The organism is Thalassotalea sp. Y01, assembly GCF_012932945.1.
Lineage (GTDB): Bacteria > Pseudomonadota > Gammaproteobacteria > Enterobacterales > Alteromonadaceae > Thalassotalea_A.
Genome location: NZ_JABBXG010000009.1, coordinates 25,774 through 42,316, shown reverse-complemented (window position 1 = coordinate 42,316; position 16,543 = coordinate 25,774). Strand labels below are relative to the sequence as shown.

Here is a 16,543-nt window from a genome sequence, read left to right as displayed (position 1 = left end):
AACAAAGAAACCTCCGCTTGGGGAGGTTTCGTGAAAATTATTTACGAAAAATCCCCAACGTCAGTCGGTAAAAAAGATAAAAAAGAAGCGGCTGGTGAATTTATTCATGGTTTTACTCTATTAACCTTAAGGAAAACTGTCAACGAAAAACTTGAAATCTGTTAAGATAGCGCCATTTATATGCTATTGAACTTACTAACTGGGTGTGAACGATGTCTTCTTTACAAGATCAATTGCTAAAGGCTGGGTTGACGACTAAGCAAAAAGCGCGTCAAGCCAATACCGATAGGCGTAAAAAGAAAAAACAAAAAAACAGTGGTGTTAAAGTTGAAGCCACGTTGCAAGAGCAAGTGCAGCAAGATCTTGCCAAAGCGAAATCTGACAAAGCTGAGAAAGACAAAGCACTGAATCAGCAAAAGCAGCAACAGCTTGCCGAGAAAGAGCAGCAACATCGTATGTTGCAGATATTAGAACATCACCATATCAAAGACATTGATGGTGAACTTGAGTACAACTATACCGAGCACGGCAAGGTGAAAAAGTTGTACATTAATGCGCAAACGCAAAAGGCGTTAATTAATGGCCGTTTGGCGATTTGTGCGATGAATGGTAATAGCTTTGTGGTGACCGCGGAGACGGCAGCGAAACTGGCGCAGATTGATGAGTCAGTGGTTCTGCTTCGTCACGACAAAGCAGATGATATGGTCGATGAAGATGATCCATATGCCGATTATCAAATCCCAGATGATTTGATGTGGTAAGCCAAGTTTTAAATATTTTTTTGAGGAGTAGTAAATGGCGTTAATTCGTTTTATTTTGGGCCGTTTGATTTTATTGTTTAATTTTATTTTTTCACCAAAGTCGGTGCAGCGTGACAGTGACAGTCAGCAAAAATTAGATCAAACAACCGATAGTTTTAGTTTGTACCAGCTTAATGCCTGCCCATTTTGTGTCAAAGTACGTCGTACAATGAAACGTCAGGGCTTAAACATTAAATTGGTCGACATTAAACAAGATGATAATTTACAACACTTGATTGAAAGAGGTGGCAAGCGCACTGTACCGTGTCTGCGTATAGATAATAAAGATGGCAGCAGTCAGTGGATGTACGAGTCATCTGCGATCATCAAGTATCTTGATGATGTGGCAGCTAAAGCCGCGTAAGTTAAATCCGCGCAACGTTAGTTATATCGTCAGCAAAAGGCCGGTTCTGCGGCCTTTTTTGTGTCTGTGGTTTGGTAAAAAAATTGATTGGCAAGCGTAAATGAACTGAACTGTCAGCAATTTTATGCAACGAGTGCGTGGCTTCTCGACATATCATTGTCTAATAGTATTTCTGCAGCCATAGCATGATTTACACAAATATTTGTTGTTGAATATGATGAACTGAGGAAATTTTATGTTCGTATCATCTGTCCTAGTTTAAAGTTAACGTATAGTTGGGGCACAGTACCGTTATGGCAAAATTATCGAAGCAGCAGTTTAACTGCAAAGAAAGCCAAGTTACCGATGAAAAAATTTATCAGCAACGTCGCCAGTTGTTGAAGAAGTTAGGCTATGTTGGCGCTGCCGGACTATTAGCCCCTTATGCAGGCCTAAGCATGGCCAATGGCAAAGAATCAAACGAATTCAGTTTGCGTGAATTAGCGTTCTCTAAAACCAACAAAGCGTCGATTAGTGAAAAACTCACCCCTGAGTCAAAAGTGACGACGCACAATAATTTTTACGAATTTGGTGCGCAAAAACACCAACCTGCCGAGCTCGCCCAAAAGTTTAAGGTCAATCCATGGCAATTAAAAATTAGCGGTGAAGTAGAAAGACAATTGACCTTAGGTTATGACGACTTATTCAGTCGCTTTGACATAGAAGAGCGTATTTACCGCTTACGTTGCGTTGAAGCGTGGTCGATGGTTGTGCCTTGGTTAGGGTTCCAATTAAGCGATTTGATTAAACTGGCACAGCCAACCAGCAAGGCAAAATACGTAAAATTTAAAACCCTGTACGATCCGAAACAAATGCCAGGACAAGCCAATCACTATTTAGGTGGCGGTATAAAATACCCGTATCAAGAAGGTTTGCGCATGGATGAAGCCATGAACCCACTAACTATTATGGCTGTGGGGCTTTATGGTAAAACCTTACCACCACAAAATGGCGCGCCGATTCGCTTGGTGTTACCGTGGAAGTATGGGTTTAAAAGCATTAAGTCGATTGTTGAAATAGAATTTACCGAGCAACAACCCGCGACAACCTGGAGTAAATTGGCACCTAAAGAGTATGGCTTTTATGCGAATGTTAACCCTAATGTTGATCACCCTCGCTGGTCACAAAAAAGCGAGCGCCGAATCACCTCTGGGGGACTGTTTAGTCGCAATCGAATCGACACTCAAATGTTTAATGGCTATGGCGAACAGGTAGCGCAGATGTACCAAAGCATGGATTTGGCTAAGTATTATTAATACGGTATTCGATTAACTATGGCGATGCATAGAACGAAAATATGGTTGCTTAAAGCGCTGATTCACATCGCCGCTTTACCTGTGGCGGTGTACTATTATTATCTCGCGATTAGTGATCAATTTGGCGCAGATCCGGTTGAGGCGATCATTCATTTTACCGGCATTGGCGCATTGAATTTATTATTGATTACCTTAGCCGTCTCGCCTGTTGCTAGATATTTCATACAGCCGTGGCTGCTTAATGTTAGGCGCCTGTTAGGCCTTTATGCCGCGTTTTACGCCTTGCTTCATGTGGCGAACTTTTTTCTATTTGAATTACAGTTGGACTTTGGCTTATTCATTGGTGAAGTTATTGAGCGGCCGTATATCACCGTCGGTATGGTTGCGTTTGTGTTGATAGCGGCATTGGCAATTACCTCATGGAGTCGAATTCGTCGTAAAATGGGCCGCAGTTGGCAAAAGCTGCATAATTATAACTACCTGTTAACGGCGTTGGTGACTATCCACTTTTATTGGTCAGTCAAATCCGAACTGATTGAACCTTCTATCTATATTTTAGTGTTATTGGTGTTGCTATCGTTTCGCCAGCGCAAGTTTAAGCCTTGGCTTAAAGCACTAAAAAGCCTGTCCTTTGCTCGCTTGTTGTCGCGTAAAACCTAACAACAAGGTACACTTACACTTCTATCAATAATTGTAAATAAAATGATATGGATACGCCTGAGCAGTGGCACGTCACAGTCAGCAGCGCTGATCATAACGCGGTAAATTTACTGGCCAATGCCAGTGGCTTGTCGGCGCAATGGGTTAAGCAAGCAATGCAAAAAGGTTGCGTTTGGTATACGCGCAATAAGCATACTCAGCGTCTGAGGCGCAGTAAAAAAGCCTTGCAAGTTGGTGATGAAATACACTTTTATTATAACTCACAAGTGCTCAACCAAGAGGTTGATGACGCCATATTGATTGATGATCAGCTTGCATTCAGTGTTTGGCTTAAGCCTTATGGCATGGTGTGCCAAGGGTCTAAGTGGGGCGACCACACGACCATCAATCGTTTTGCCGAAACCCACCTTAAGCCGCAACGCCCGGCATTTATTGTTCATCGCCTTGATAAAGCAACGACCGGCATCATGGTCATGGCTCATAGTAAATCTGCGGCGAGAGAGTTGTCGACAGCGTTTGAACAACGCTTAACGGCAAAGACGTATCAAGCGGTGGTTTCAACCGCATGGCAATTATCTGACGATAAGGTGACCGTCGACTTGGATGTCGATGGCAAACATGCAGTCAGTCACATTACGCTTTTGCAAAACGATGTAATCAATAATAAAGCCTTAGTCTCGGTTAAAATTGATACCGGCCGTAAACATCAAATACGCAAACACCTTGCGTCGCTAAACATGGCCATTCTTGGTGATCGTTTATATGGCGATGCAACAACCTTTGCTTGCGATTTGCAGTTAAGAGCCGTTGCATTGGCGTTTGATTTTCAAAATCAACGTTACCGTTATCAATTACCAGAACAGCAATATTTGTCACTGTAACGCGACGATTATTAATGGCATAATTTGCGTATTAAAACGTTGCAAGCCAATCCCAAATCAATGCTCGCAACTATGCTCACAATTATGTTTATCATCTTGATGTGTTAACTTAATCGACACGAAAATAGGCATTCGGAATTTAATATGGCAATTGATGTAGTACCAACGGTGCTTTACTCAGGCATGTTGGGGGTCGTTATATCGGCACTTGTTCAAGCCACTAGCAAACCTAAGCATAAACAGACAATGTATTTGTCAGGGCTGTTAGTACTGTTGATCATTCATATTTTAGGAGAACTCTATATATATTCTGGTGCTTACCGATTTGCACCTGGGTTAGCAGGCTTTCAGTTACCTATTCGAATGCTATTGGGGCCGGCTCTTTATTTTTATGCCTATGCGGCAATGTCAGCAGACTGCAAACGTTCTGTGCGAAGTTATTTAACCGCGCTACTCGGGCCGCTTGTGGTTATTGTTGCTATGTTACCGTTTGTTTTCGCCATGACTGCCGAGCAAAAACTCGCCTTGGCGGATCCTGCAACCCGTGACCCCGAGCTATGGCAGATAGCCATCTATACCTGCTTGTTTTCTGCAGTGGCTTTTATTTTCTTCACCTTTGCATACTTGTTTGCAGCGTTAAAATTGCACGCACAACATCGCAAGCAGTTAATGGATAAATACTCTGCCATTGAAAAACGTTCAATGGATTGGTTTCGAGTTGTGTTGATTTTGTGGGGGCTAGCTTGGCTTGTTTACGCTACTAATTACGCAGCAACGTTTATTGGGGTTAGATGGTTTGCTGTCGCTACGCTGTTGCCGTTATTTGAATTGTTAATCTTAATCGCATTTACGCACCTTGCTCTTAATCAATCGGAGCTGAGAGAGTCGGAAAAGGGCATTACTCAGCAAACCCAACAAAGAACAACGGTGATTCCGCCGGAAAAAATGCATCAAATCGCTGAGAAGTTATCGGCTACCATGGCTGAAAAGCAACTCTATAGAGACGATGAGTTATCATTAAATAGCTTATCTACGTCAATTGCAGTAAGTGAGAATTATATTTCAGAAACACTGTCACAATTTCTCAATACCAATTTTTTTCAATTCGTGAATAGCTACCGAGTTGAAGAAGCGAAAAAGCTACTAATGGATAGCGACATGTTGGTTTCAACGATAGCCTATGAAGTGGGGTTTAAATCAAAATCGACCTTTAATTCGGCTTTTAAAAAAATAGTAGGCACCACGCCGACCGCGTTTAAAAAAGCACCACAAATCTAAAGGTAGGCGAAATAATAGACGGTTAACGGACTAATTAGACCGAATGTGCCCATTCGGACGACATTAATGGCCTTTTTTTAGAAACTTTGCAGACACTTTTCATGTAATAGAGAAACTTGATTTGCAAACAACATCAAAAAATATTTCGTTATCAAGCGAACAACAAAAAAGCGTTTCGAGCGACCAGCTAACGAAAAAATCGACATTAGCCTTAGCCAATAATCTATTAAAGTACTCCGCAATATTTTGGTTTTTGGCGATAATGGCAGGCCAATGGTTATTCTTTTATTATGTTTTATCCTTCTACGGCTTTTCAGTGATCAACGATAATATGGAAATCTGGAATCGCTGGGAGGCATTAGGCAGTAGCCCATATAAAGCTGGTGACAGTACCGGAAATCTGATTTTTGCAGCGCATACTATTGGCGCTGGCATTGTTGCCTTTGGCGGAGCGTTGCAATTGATTCCCAAAGTGCGGGCGGTTGCGCCAAGGTTTCACAAGATAAATGGTTATATCTATCTAGCGACCGTGTTTTGCTTGGCCATGTCAGGCTTCTATTTATCTTGGATTCGCGGCGCGAGTCCCGATACGCTGTCGGCGATAGGAACAAGCATAAATGGTTTTTTTATTTTGGGCTTTGCCTGCCTTGCCGTTAAACATGCCATAAATAGAGACATCGCCACTCATAGGCAATGGGCTATACGATTATTTCTTGTCTCCAATGCACAGTGGTTTCTGCGCGTAGGCGTGTTCAGTTATATGATCACAGGTACTGTTTTAGGAGCCAAACCTGCATTTGGCGATCCATTTTTTACTATTTGGACCTTTGCTTGTTTTCTTTTACCACTGGCGGCTGCGCAACTTTACTTTTATGCGTCTACTCGTCCTAATGCCAATCTAAAAATCGTCGCTGCTGCGTTGCTGTTTATATTAACTATATTAATGATAATTGGTGTCGTTGGCTTAACACCATTCCTTATGCAAGTAGTAAGTGGCGAGCCAATTAGCTTCTAATGGTAAATGTTAATAGCTAGCAACAAGAATGGTAGAAAAAGTTTGGTGCCTGAACGCGGGGGAGACAATGCATTCGAGGCACCACTACTTATGATGGTGAATACGACTAAAAGTTCACAACATTTGGTGGTGTTGGTTGGGCAATTTTGGTCAATGCTTGTTTTAGATCGTCAATAATGTCGTCAACTGACTCTAACCCCACTGATATTCGGATTAATGTATCGCTAATACCGGCATCGCGACGCTCTTCTTCACTGTATGGAGAGTGGGTCATCGATGCTGGATGTTGAATTAATGACTCCGCATCGCCCAAACTTACCGCAATTGAAAACAGCTGCATGCTATTAATAAAGCATTCACCATCGATAATGCTGCCTTCTAGCTCAAACGCTATCACACCACCGGCAGCCTGCATTTGCGTGCCGATGTATTTATGATCTGGATGACTAGCCAAGCCGGGGTAATAAACGCTGCGAACTTGAGGTTGGCGTTGCAGAAACTCGGCAACCGTTTGTGCGTTTTGACAATGTCTTTCCATACGCACGTTAAGAGTTTTTAAACCGCGAATGATCAGCCATGCATCGTGCGGGCTAATGGTGCCACCAAAGTCCTTTAAAATGGTCAATTTAATATGTTCAATCATCTCGTTGCTACCGCACACTATGCCGGCAACGACATCACCATGGCCGTTAAGGTATTTAGTCGCACTGTGAATCACGACATCAATGCCAAACTGTTTTGGTTGTTGCAACATTGGCGTTAAAAAGGTGTTATCGACGATAGAGACTAGGTTATGTTGCTTGGCAATATCGGCAATCATTTGCAAATCGATGACCGCCATATTGGGATTAATAGGAGTTTCCAAAAATATCGCTTTGGTATTGTCCTGAATCGCTTGTTTGATGTTCTCTGCACAACTCATATCAACGAGGCTGACCTCTACGCCAAAACGGGTAAGCTGATGGCTAATAAAGGCATAGCTGCAGCCGTACAGAGCCTTGCTGGCGATTAAATGGTCACCGGCGCTTACATTCGCTAACAGCGCTGCAGATACCGCCGCCATACCTGTTGCCGTAGCTGCAGCGTCATCCATATCTTCAAGTGCGGCGACTTTGAGTTCGAGCTCACGGGTTGTTGGGTTACCTAAGCGTGTGTATATATACCCTTTTGATTCACCGGCGAATCGCTCTGCGCCTTGCGCTGCTGAATCGAATACGAAGGTCGAGGTTTGGTACAAAGGTGTTGCTAGACTTCCGTATTGATCAGAGTGTTGCTTACCCGCGTGAATGGCGCGGGTTGCCATATTCATTTGTTTCTTCATCATCATCCCCATTATTTGTTGCAATTGTTTGCACGGGCTTCTGGTATTGACCGAACATTTCCAAGCTAGCCGGTTGTGTTGTTTTTTGTTGTCGTTGTTATCAAACGGCCTGAGTAGCCAATACATGTGTGTGCGTTGCTTATTGACGTGATTACTGCAAGATGCTTGCCGATTATTTAATTGTTATTAATTTCAATGACTTAATCGTTTGTGTTGTTTGTTTTAGAAGTGGTTGGTTATTATTTTGTAATATTTTTATTACACTGAATTTGTTGTCAGTCGATTAAATCGGCTTGGTGATGTATATCGTTTACCTTTACTTGCTTACTTAGACTGTTTTATCGCCTGTTTATTGCATCTTTACTTGACTTTTTTAGTGGTTGTAATAAATTTATTACGTGTAATGTTTTTATTACGCGTGTTTGTTGTTTTTGTTGTTGGCAGCGTAATACGGCGAGCCAGTTAACCGTGATTAGGAATTGATCTAATGCGTCTAAATGTTATATCGACCAACAGGTTGGGGATCACTCAGCAAATATTAACGGTCATTGCCGAGGCGAAATGTGACATCATTGCTATGGAAGTCGCACATAACCACACCTATGTGCACATCAAAGATAATGGCGTAGCGTATACACAACTCAGCAAGCAAATATTAACCATTGAGGGTGTTCATAAAATCGACCCAGTTACATTGTTGCCAGGTGAAAAAACAGCACAACAATTGCAAGCCTTGTTTGCCAATATCCCTGAGCCAATCATTGATATCGATAATAAAGGTTTTATTATCAATGCCAATCGAGCGGCGTTAATCCAAGTCGCATTGCCGATAGAACAATTTGTCGGTCAACCATTACAATCATTTATTCAGCAAAAACTGCGTATTTATTTGAGTGGCCAATCCACCACACAAGAAATCAACTTTGCTGGTAACCCGTATTATGCTGATATCACGCCAGTGCGCTCAGAGCAGGAAGTCAGTGGTGCCGTTATCGTATTGCGCAGCTTGCTCAATGTCGGTCGCCACTTAAGTCAATATCAACAAGGGGTGTACAGTGGTTTTGATAGCATCATCGGCCAGTCTCAGGTGATGCTGGAAATCAAAGAGCTAACCCGCAAGTACGCCAGCAATGATTTGCCAGTACTGATCAGCGGCGAAACCGGTACAGGTAAAGAACTACTTGCCAAGGCGCTGCATGATAATGGACAACGCGCCAGTAAGCCGATGTTAGCCATAAACTGTGCAGCGATGCCAGAACATATGCTAGAAGCTGAATTATTTGGCTACGCCGCTGGCGCATTTACTGGCGCCAAAAGCGGTGGCAAACCCGGCTTGTTGGAATTGGCCGATGGCGGTACGGTATTTCTCGATGAAATTGGTGAAATGGACACCGCTCTGCAGGCAAAATTATTGCGATTTCTGCAAGATTTGAAAATACGCCGACTTGGCGGTGTCAAAGACCGGCAAGTGGACGTGCGTATTGTCAGTGCGAGTCACCGCAACCTTGATGAGATGGTTGAGCAAAAAACATTTCGTGAGGACTTATATTATCGTCTCAATGTGTTGCAAATTGACCTGCCACCGATTCGAGACCGTCATGGTGACATCGAGCTGTTGGTTGAACATTTTCTTAAAAATGCGGCGATGCAGGTTAATCAACCTGAATTGGCAATGTCGCAACAAACCAAAGCGCAACTCGTTGCCTACCATTGGCCCGGGAACGTCAGACAATTGCAAAACACCATTTTTCGCTTAGCGGCACAAACCGATAGCGATATCATTGATGCTCCAGCGCACTTTTTACAAGACAAAAAGAGTTCGCAAAATAAGTCACAGGCAAACGACGCACTATTTAGCAATATTGAACAGCAAGAATCATGGCTGTGTGCACAACAAGACTTTGAGCGCCAATTGTTGTCGCGTTTATATCCCCTGTATCCAAGCACGCGTAAATTGGCAGAGCGATTACAGGTATCTCATAATAAAATTGCGATGAAACTTCGCGCATACGGCATCAAAACAAGCGAATAAATACCATGATCGAAAAACACAGTGTTGCTTATCAGTTAATCCAATCGTTACAGCAACGTGGCGTACGCTATATATTCGGTGTTCCTAGTGGCGGTTTCTTACCCTACTTGCAAGCCATCAATGATATTGACAACATTGAGTTTGTATTAACGGCACACGAGGGAGGGGCGGCGTTTATGGCGGCAACGATGGGCAAATTGACGGCGACTCCTGGGGTGTGCTTTGCTACCTTTGGCCCAGGCGCCACCAATCTAAGTACCGGCGTCGGCAGTGCACTCCTTGACCGTTCAGCTGTTATCGCCCTTACCGATGAAGTTGCCGATGATAATATCGGCCGGACAATGCAGATGAACATTGACCATCAAGCCTTGTTTGGGCCGCTAACCAAAGCCAGTTGGCGATTGCGTGCTGCCAATATTGCTGATCAGATAGAACGCGCATTTGCTATCGCAACTCAAGGTATTGCCGGCCCAGTTCATATAGGCTTACCGGTCAATATCAGCAAACAAATTGTCGTCGCAGAAAATACTCAAAATGCTAGAGCAAAAACGCCAGCGAATAATCTCCTTGATGATGTTGATTGCAACCCTCACGATGAGGCAACCATAAGCGCAGATGCCATTGAAATACATCGGCATTTAATGGCGGCGAAGAAGCCTCTTTTGGCGATAGGTTTGCGCGCACTCGACCAACAGTCGAGACAAGCAATCGAACAATTAGCGACAATCTTGGCGATTCCTGTGGTGGTTACGCCTATGGCGAAAGGGGCTATAAACGAACAGCATAGCAGTTACGCCGGTGTGCTGTTTCACGCCTTAAGCGATCGCGTAGCCGACATCTATCGACAAGCGGATGTGGTCGTTGCCATCGGCTATGACGAAGTTGAATTTAATTATTCTCAATGGCTTAGCGCCGCCAAACTTATCAGCATCGATAGCGTATCAACAACCATTGATGGCCTTAGCGATACTGAGATTGCGCAATATCAACAGCCCATAGCAGCTGTGCTCAATAGGCTTGTCGCGCGCATCAACAAGCAATTACCAGAGTACCATTGGCAACCTCAACAAATAACGGATTTGAAGCGGGCAATGAGCCTTAAGTTTGAGCAATATAATGATCATTTTGGTCCGGTGAGTGCTTTGCAAACCTTGCGTTCAATATTGCCCAGCGATGGCATTATGACCTGCGATGTTGGTGCTCATACTCATCTTATTGGTCAATTATGGTCGGTAAACGAGCCTATGTTGCAGCTGATGAGTAATGGCTGGTCTTCAATGGGCTACGGCATACCGAGTGCTATCGCCGCAAAGCTTGCTTGCCCAGATAAACTCGTATGTGCAGTGTTGGGGGATGGTGGATTTTTAATGACAGCCAATGAATTATCCGTTGCCAAACGTTTAAACTTAGCCATTGTTTTTGTTTTGTTCAGTGATGATGAATTGGCGTTAATACGTATTAAGCAAGATAAACAACAGCTGCCAAATTATGGCATTGAACAAGGCGTTAATTTGCCAACCACACAAGCCAGATTGTTTGCTGTGCCTGTGTTAAGCGTCGATAATCAGCAAGACTTTGCTGATACGTTACGTCAAGCGTTTACAATGAATCAACCGGTTATCGTTGAAGCGAAGCTGAGCGGCGATGACTACAGTCAACTCGTTTTACAAGCCAATAAATAGGTCACAACAGTTTTATGATAAACACCATAAAGTATGCCGAGCAAACCATAGCGCCGTCGAAAATTATTTGCATCGGTCGCAATTACGTTGAACACATTAAAGAACTAGGCAATGACATTCCTGACGATATGGTGGTGTTTATTAAGCCTAACTCGAGCTTAACCGAAACATTACAAAGTCAGCATCAAGAGCCTTTGCATTACGAGGGCGAGCTGTGTTTTTTATACCAACAAGGTCGGTTTACCGCGGTAGCGTTTGGATTGGATTTGACTAAGCGTCAGTTGCAATCAAATTTGAAACAAAAAGGTCTGCCGTGGGAGCGAGCTAAAGCGTTCGTAGGATCGGCGTTGTTTAGCGATTTTGTACCATTTGATAACCTTGAGCAGTTATCGTTATCGCTCACCATCAATGAGCAACTAATACAACAGGGTGGGGTGTCTTTGATGATGTATAAACCGCATGATATTCTTATCGAACTACAAACATTCTTACCATTACAAGATGGTGATATTGTGATGACAGGAACGCCAAAAGGTGTTGGTAAGGTTATGCCGGGGGCATGTTTTACAGGGTGTATTTTTGAACAAGATAAAGAGTTGGTTTGTGCACAATGGACAGCGTCTTAACACTGTCCTGACGCACATCGCTTAGCAGGTTTAGCCACCAATAAACTTAACTTTATAATTGTGCTTTTCTAATACGGTCTTAATTACATCGCGTTTATCACCTTGGATTTCTATGGTTTCACCCACCACGGTGCCACCAGTGCCACAGGTTTGTTTGAGCTTTTTCGCTAGCGCTTTTAGCTCTTTTGGCTCTAATCCAAGACCTGTAATGGTGACGACGCCTTTGCCTTTACGACCTTTAGTTTCACGTCGGACGTAAGCAAAACCATCGCTTGGGGTAACATCCGCTTCGCTTTTCTCTTCCTTGATGCGACCTTTATCGGTTGAGTACACCAGTTGTGACAGTTGATCCTGTAATGACGACATAATAATTTTGCCTGACTAATTCAATCTATATAAGCCATTTTAACAAATGTCTTGAATTTGAGATACAAAAAAGCCAGCGATAAATGCTGGCCTTTTACGTGCTATAACGAGCGTTGAATTATAACGCTTGCTCTAGCTCAGGTAGGGCGTCAAATAAATCGGCAACTAAACCGTAATCGGCAACCTGGAAGATAGGTGCTTCAGGGTCTTTGTTGATAGCAACAATGACTTTAGAATCTTTCATACCAGCCAAATGCTGGATAGCACCAGAAATACCAACAGCGATGTACAAATCTGGAGCAACGATTTTACCGGTTTGACCAACTTGCATGTCGTTAGGTACAAAGCCCGCATCAACAGCGGCACGAGATGCACCAATAGCAGCACCAAGTTTATCAGCGATACCATCGAGTAATTGGAAGTTTTCGCCGTTTTGCATACCACGACCACCAGAGATTACCACGCTTGCAGCACCAAGATCTGGACGCTCAGACACAGTCAATTCAGCACCAACGTAGCTTGAGGTACCCGCATCAGTCACCATAGACAAGCTAACAATCTCAGCTGAGCCTGTTGTTTCAACTGCATCGAAGCCTGTCGCACGTACCGTAATAACCTTAGTGCTATCTAGAGACTGAACCGTCGCGATAGCGTTACCAGCATAGATTGGACGAACAAATGTATCGGCACTTTCAACGGCAATGATGTCAGAAATTTGCGCAACATCTAACAAGGCTGCAACGCGAGGCATAAAGTTTTTACCCGTTGTCGAAGCGGACGCTAGAATGTGAGAGTAATCACCGGCAAGTTCAGTCACGAGTAAAGAAATATTCTCCGCTAACTGAAATTCGTAAGCAGCATCATCGGCAACCAATACTTTAGCTACACCAGTGGCTTTTGCCGCTTCTTCAACAACCGCATGACAGTTACTACCAGCAACTAGTACGTCAATATCGCCACCAATAGCAGCAGCGGCTGCAATTGTTTTTAAAGTTTCAGCCTTTAGGCTTGAATTATCATGTTCTGCAATAACTAGAATAGACATTAGATCACCTTCGCTTCATTCTTTAATTTTTCTACTAATTCACCAACAGTCTCAACCACGATGCCCGCTTGACGCTCGGCTGGTGGTGTTACCTTAATAAGGTTTGTACGTGAGCTAAGGTCAATACCGAAGTCTGCGGCACTCTTAACATCAAGCGGTTTACGCTTTGCTTTCATAATGTTTGGTAATGACGCATAACGAGGTTCGTTCAAACGAAGGTCCGTTGTTACGATCGCTGGAAGGTTTAACGCAACGGTTTGCAAACCGCCATCAACTTCACGAGTTACCGACACTTTGTCGCCGTCAACTTTCACTTCAGATGCGAATGTGCCTTGTGGCATACCCGTCAATGCACCTAGCATTTGACCGGTTTGGTTGTTGTCTGAATCGATAGATTGCTTACCTAGCAATACAATTTTCGGCTGCTCTTCTTCAACAACTTTTTGTAGAAGCTTAGCAACGTTTAGTGAATCTAAGTTTTGATCTGTGTCGATTTGAATCGCACGATCGGCACCAAGAGCCAATGCGGTACGAAGTTGCTCTTGGCAAGATTTGTCGCCGATAGAGACAGCAACAACTTCAGTAGCAACGCCTGCTTCTTTCAATCGAACCGCTTCTTCAACAGCGATTTCACAGAATGGGTTGATCGCCATTTTTACGTTGGTCAGATCAACATTTGAATTATCAGGCTTAACACGTACTTTGACGTTATAGTCGATTACGCGCTTGATAGGAACAAGTACTTTCATAGCAACCTCTTGTAAGATTCCCGTTACGGGAATTCCTGTTGTATATATATTTTTTTATCGTTAATTACGCTTGAGAGCTTTATTTATAAACTTATTTGTAGATAATAGTCAAACGCTTGTTTGAATTTACTGTTTAAAGTGATTGTTCAAACGTATGTAAAAGTTGCCGGAAAGACTACTAACTGGCCGTTCAAAGGTCAATGGCAAATTGACCTTTCTATGATAAATGGCAATATTAATGCCCATTATGCATAGGTTTTACACCGCATAAGTGCTATAAATAATGCATTAAAATTTGATAAGCCTTGTTAAAAAGGTAACAGAAATAAAAGCTTAAGGGGATTAGCGTGGAACGTGAATCTATGGAATTTGATGTTGTGATAGTTGGCGCAGGCCCATCAGGATTATCAACAGCATGTAAATTAATGCAAATGGCACAAGAAAAAGACCAAGAATTAATGGTTTGTGTCGTCGAAAAAGGCTCCGAAGTGGGCGCTCATATTCTTTCTGGTGCGGTTTTCGAACCTCGCTCTATGAATGAATTGTTCCCTAACTGGCAAGAACTTGGTGCTCCATTAAATACCAAGGTCACCGGTGATGATATTTATTTACTTAACGATGCCAATAAAGGTACAAAGTTACCGGGTATTGCGGTACCAAAAACAATGCACAATGAAGGCAATTATATTGTCTCTATGGGTAATGTATGTCGTTGGTTGGCAGAGCAAGCGGAAAGCATGGGCGTTGAGATCTTCCCTGGCTTCCCAGCCCAAGACCTGATCATTGAAGATGGCAAGGTTGCTGGTGTTGTTACTGGTGACATGGGATTAGATAGCGAAGGTAACCAGAAAGACTCTTATATGCCTGGTATGGAACTTCGCGCTAAATACACGGTGTTTGCTGAAGGCTGTCGTGGTCACTTAGGAAAGCAACTTATTAAAGAATTTAATCTTGATGCCGATAAATCACCACAACATTATGGTATCGGTTTTAAAGAAATTTGGGATATCGATCCTGAAAAACATCAAGAAGGTTTGGTTGTGCATTCGGCAGGTTGGCCGCTAGAAAGTGACACGACCGGCGGTGGTTACTTATATCACGCAGAAAACAATCAAGTGTTTGTTGGTTTGATTATTGACCTTAATTATTCAAATCCACATCTTAGTCCGTTTGATGAATTTCAACGCTTAAAACACCATCCGAAATATGCCCAATATCTTGAAGGCGGCAAACGTGTTTCTTATGGTGCTCGTGCTATTGCCAAAGGTGGCTTTAACTCATTACCGAAAATGACCATGCCTGGTGGCTTATTGGTAGGTTGTGATGCAGGTACGATTAACTTCGCTAAGATCAAAGGCAATCACACCGCAATGAAGTCAGGTATGCTGGCGGCGGAAACGATATTTGAAGCACTAGCAGCAGACGATCCAGGCGGTAATGACTTAACAGCCTTTACTGATAAGTTTAAAAACTCTTGGTTGTATGATGAGTTATTTAATACTCGTAACTTTGGTGCGGTGATGCATAAACTCGGCACGTTCTGGGGTGGTGCTTACAATACCCTAGATCAAAATATCTTCGGTGGTAAATTACCATTTGAATTTAAAGATGACAGTTTTGATCACGAGCAATTAAAGCTGGCCAGTGAAAGCCAAAAAATTGATTATCCAAAACCAGATGGTGTGTTGAGTTTTGATAAGCTTAGCAGCGTGTTCTTATCTAATACCAACCACGAAGAAGAGCAGCCTTGCCACTTGAAGTTGGCAGATAAAGATATCCCAATTAAAGTCAACTTGGGTAAGTATGACGAACCTGCGCAGCGTTATTGTCCAGCCGGTGTCTATGAGATTTCCGAAGATGAAGCTGGAGAAAAACAATTTGTGATTAATTCACAAAACTGTGTGCACTGTAAAACCTGTGATATTAAAGACCCAAGTCAAAATATTACCTGGGTTACACCAGAAGGTACTGGCGGCCCGAACTACCCTAATATGTAGCGGACAAGCCTGGGTTGTCGTTTACGACGCCTAAGCAGCTATATAAAGCTGCTAGATACAAAACATCTTAATAAGAAAGCACCCGCAAGGGTGCTTTTTATTTATCAGTCACTTTGTATAGGTCAGCAGGTCAACGGTTTATTAACCAGATGTGGCCGCCGTTAAATCAAACTTAACAATTGTTTAATTGTTTGTTAAATCGCAATTTAGTTGTTTGTTCTAAGGTCATGGTTTGCTATAAGCAATATTGAGATAACAACATTTTTTTAAATTATGTCTGAGTTAAATAAAACACGATTGAATGATTTGGCCACCAAAATTATCGATGGCACCGTGACATCAGAAGAAGAAATGGAATTTCAAACGCTGTACACAAAATATCGCGAGCAATGCGAACAAAGCTCGCCAATATCTTAACGGCTACCGTTACCC

The 16,543-nt window shown here is 42.9% G+C and carries 17 protein-coding genes; 13 read left to right on the top strand and 4 right to left on the bottom strand.

What is annotated here, in order from left to right; genetic code table 11:
* The first annotated feature begins 30 nt into the window (after positions 1-30).
* The 8 genes from HII16_RS17085 (at position 31) to HII16_RS13145 (ending at position 6,293) form a co-directional block, all read left to right on the top strand.
* The gene (locus tag HII16_RS17085) at positions 31-165 is read left to right on the top strand and encodes a hypothetical protein (protein ID WP_267128074.1); all 135 of its coding nucleotides are present in this window, start codon (positions 31-33) and stop codon (positions 163-165) included.
* 47 nt (positions 166-212) lie between these two features.
* Positions 213-761 carry a DUF2058 domain-containing protein gene (locus HII16_RS13175; RefSeq protein WP_169130785.1) on the top strand — a complete coding sequence of 183 codons (549 nt, stop codon included), beginning with the start codon at positions 213-215 and terminating at the stop codon, positions 759-761.
* A 34-nt stretch (positions 762-795) separates the two neighbouring features.
* Positions 796-1,164, top strand: a complete 369-nt coding sequence (locus HII16_RS13170; protein ID WP_169130783.1) for a glutaredoxin — start codon at positions 796-798, stop codon at positions 1,162-1,164.
* A 293-nt stretch (positions 1,165-1,457) separates the two neighbouring features.
* Positions 1,458-2,459 (top strand): protein-methionine-sulfoxide reductase catalytic subunit MsrP, encoded by a 1,002-nt coding sequence (gene msrP, locus HII16_RS13165; protein WP_169130781.1) that lies wholly within the window; start codon positions 1,458-1,460, stop codon positions 2,457-2,459.
* Positions 2,460-2,477: 18 nt separating this feature from the next.
* Positions 2,478-3,119, top strand: coding sequence for a protein-methionine-sulfoxide reductase heme-binding subunit MsrQ (gene msrQ / locus HII16_RS13160; RefSeq protein WP_169130779.1), 642 nt, complete (start codon positions 2,478-2,480; stop codon positions 3,117-3,119).
* Between the two features lie 47 nt (positions 3,120-3,166).
* Positions 3,167-4,000 carry an RluA family pseudouridine synthase gene (locus tag HII16_RS13155; RefSeq protein ID WP_169130777.1) on the top strand — a complete coding sequence of 278 codons (834 nt, stop codon included), beginning with the start codon at positions 3,167-3,169 and terminating at the stop codon, positions 3,998-4,000.
* 144 nt (positions 4,001-4,144) lie between these two features.
* Positions 4,145-5,278 carry a helix-turn-helix transcriptional regulator gene (locus HII16_RS13150; protein WP_169130775.1) on the top strand — a complete coding sequence of 378 codons (1,134 nt, stop codon included), beginning with the start codon at positions 4,145-4,147 and terminating at the stop codon, positions 5,276-5,278.
* Positions 5,279-5,399: 121 nt separating this feature from the next.
* A complete protein-coding gene (locus HII16_RS13145) occupies positions 5,400-6,293 on the top strand; it encodes a DUF2306 domain-containing protein (protein ID WP_248289628.1) in 894 nt (297 codons plus the stop codon).
* Between the two features lie 106 nt (positions 6,294-6,399).
* Here HII16_RS13145 and megL read toward each other — a convergent pair whose 3' ends face one another.
* A complete protein-coding gene (gene megL, locus HII16_RS13140; protein WP_169130946.1) occupies positions 6,400-7,617 on the bottom strand; it encodes a methionine gamma-lyase in 1,218 nt (405 codons plus the stop codon).
* 484 nt (positions 7,618-8,101) lie between these two features.
* Between megL and HII16_RS13135 the strand changes: the two genes are divergently transcribed.
* From HII16_RS13135 to HII16_RS13125, 3 genes are read left to right on the top strand one after another with little or no spacing between them, the layout of a single operon-like run.
* Positions 8,102-9,646, top strand: coding sequence for a sigma 54-interacting transcriptional regulator (locus HII16_RS13135; protein ID WP_169130773.1), 1,545 nt, complete (start codon positions 8,102-8,104; stop codon positions 9,644-9,646).
* Between the two features lie 5 nt (positions 9,647-9,651).
* Positions 9,652-11,328: a thiamine pyrophosphate-binding protein gene (locus tag HII16_RS13130; RefSeq protein WP_169130771.1), complete on the top strand. Its 1,677-nt coding sequence runs from the start codon at positions 9,652-9,654 to the stop codon at positions 11,326-11,328.
* Positions 11,329-11,342: 14 nt separating this feature from the next.
* Positions 11,343-11,954 carry a fumarylacetoacetate hydrolase family protein gene (locus HII16_RS13125; protein ID WP_169130769.1) on the top strand — a complete coding sequence of 204 codons (612 nt, stop codon included), beginning with the start codon at positions 11,343-11,345 and terminating at the stop codon, positions 11,952-11,954.
* 30 nt (positions 11,955-11,984) lie between these two features.
* Here HII16_RS13125 and HII16_RS13120 read toward each other — a convergent pair whose 3' ends face one another.
* The 3 genes from HII16_RS13120 to HII16_RS13110 form a co-directional block, all read right to left on the bottom strand.
* Positions 11,985-12,320: a stress response translation initiation inhibitor YciH gene (locus tag HII16_RS13120; RefSeq protein WP_169130767.1), complete on the bottom strand. Its 336-nt coding sequence runs from the start codon at positions 12,318-12,320 to the stop codon at positions 11,985-11,987.
* Between the two features lie 118 nt (positions 12,321-12,438).
* Positions 12,439-13,365 carry an FAD-binding protein gene (locus HII16_RS13115; RefSeq protein WP_169130765.1) on the bottom strand — a complete coding sequence of 309 codons (927 nt, stop codon included), beginning with the start codon at positions 13,363-13,365 and terminating at the stop codon, positions 12,439-12,441.
* Positions 13,365-14,114 (bottom strand): electron transfer flavoprotein subunit beta/FixA family protein, encoded by a 750-nt coding sequence (locus HII16_RS13110; RefSeq protein ID WP_169130763.1) that lies wholly within the window; start codon positions 14,112-14,114, stop codon positions 13,365-13,367. The genes HII16_RS13115 and HII16_RS13110 overlap by 1 nt, the downstream gene beginning before the upstream one ends.
* Before the next feature lie 362 nt (positions 14,115-14,476).
* Here HII16_RS13110 and HII16_RS13105 point away from each other — a divergent pair, with 362 nt between their 5' ends.
* Both HII16_RS13105 and HII16_RS13100 read left to right on the top strand, forming a co-directional pair.
* On the top strand, positions 14,477-16,111 hold the full coding sequence (locus HII16_RS13105) for an electron transfer flavoprotein-ubiquinone oxidoreductase (RefSeq protein WP_211183520.1): 1,635 nt from the start codon (positions 14,477-14,479) through the stop codon (positions 16,109-16,111).
* Positions 16,112-16,384: 273 nt separating this feature from the next.
* Positions 16,385-16,528 carry a hypothetical protein gene (locus tag HII16_RS13100; RefSeq protein ID WP_169130759.1) on the top strand — a complete coding sequence of 48 codons (144 nt, stop codon included), beginning with the start codon at positions 16,385-16,387 and terminating at the stop codon, positions 16,526-16,528.
* Positions 16,529-16,543: the final 15 nt, after the last annotated feature.

Coding starts and splice junctions, on each gene's coding strand:
- HII16_RS13150 (WP_169130775.1), top strand. CDS start 4,145: ATGGCAATTGATGTAGTACCAACGGTGCTTTACTCAGGCATGTTGGGG.
- HII16_RS13125 (WP_169130769.1), top strand. CDS start 11,343: ATGATAAACACCATAAAGTATGCCGAGCAAACCATAGCGCCGTCGAAA.
- megL (WP_169130946.1), bottom strand. CDS start 7,617: ATGATGAAGAAACAAATGAATATGGCAACCCGCGCCATTCACGCGGGT.
- HII16_RS13110 (WP_169130763.1), bottom strand. CDS start 14,114: ATGAAAGTACTTGTTCCTATCAAGCGCGTAATCGACTATAACGTCAAA.
- msrQ (WP_169130779.1), top strand. CDS start 2,478: ATGGCGATGCATAGAACGAAAATATGGTTGCTTAAAGCGCTGATTCAC.
- HII16_RS13100 (WP_169130759.1), top strand. CDS start 16,385: ATGTCTGAGTTAAATAAAACACGATTGAATGATTTGGCCACCAAAATT.
- HII16_RS13105 (WP_211183520.1), top strand. CDS start 14,477: ATGGAATTTGATGTTGTGATAGTTGGCGCAGGCCCATCAGGATTATCA.
- HII16_RS13155 (WP_169130777.1), top strand. CDS start 3,167: ATGGATACGCCTGAGCAGTGGCACGTCACAGTCAGCAGCGCTGATCAT.
- HII16_RS13170 (WP_169130783.1), top strand. CDS start 796: ATGGCGTTAATTCGTTTTATTTTGGGCCGTTTGATTTTATTGTTTAAT.
- HII16_RS13120 (WP_169130767.1), bottom strand. CDS start 12,320: ATGTCGTCATTACAGGATCAACTGTCACAACTGGTGTACTCAACCGAT.
- HII16_RS13115 (WP_169130765.1), bottom strand. CDS start 13,365: ATGTCTATTCTAGTTATTGCAGAACATGATAATTCAAGCCTAAAGGCT.
- HII16_RS13130 (WP_169130771.1), top strand. CDS start 9,652: ATGATCGAAAAACACAGTGTTGCTTATCAGTTAATCCAATCGTTACAG.
- msrP (WP_169130781.1), top strand. CDS start 1,458: ATGGCAAAATTATCGAAGCAGCAGTTTAACTGCAAAGAAAGCCAAGTT.
- HII16_RS13175 (WP_169130785.1), top strand. CDS start 213: ATGTCTTCTTTACAAGATCAATTGCTAAAGGCTGGGTTGACGACTAAG.
- HII16_RS13135 (WP_169130773.1), top strand. CDS start 8,102: ATGCGTCTAAATGTTATATCGACCAACAGGTTGGGGATCACTCAGCAA.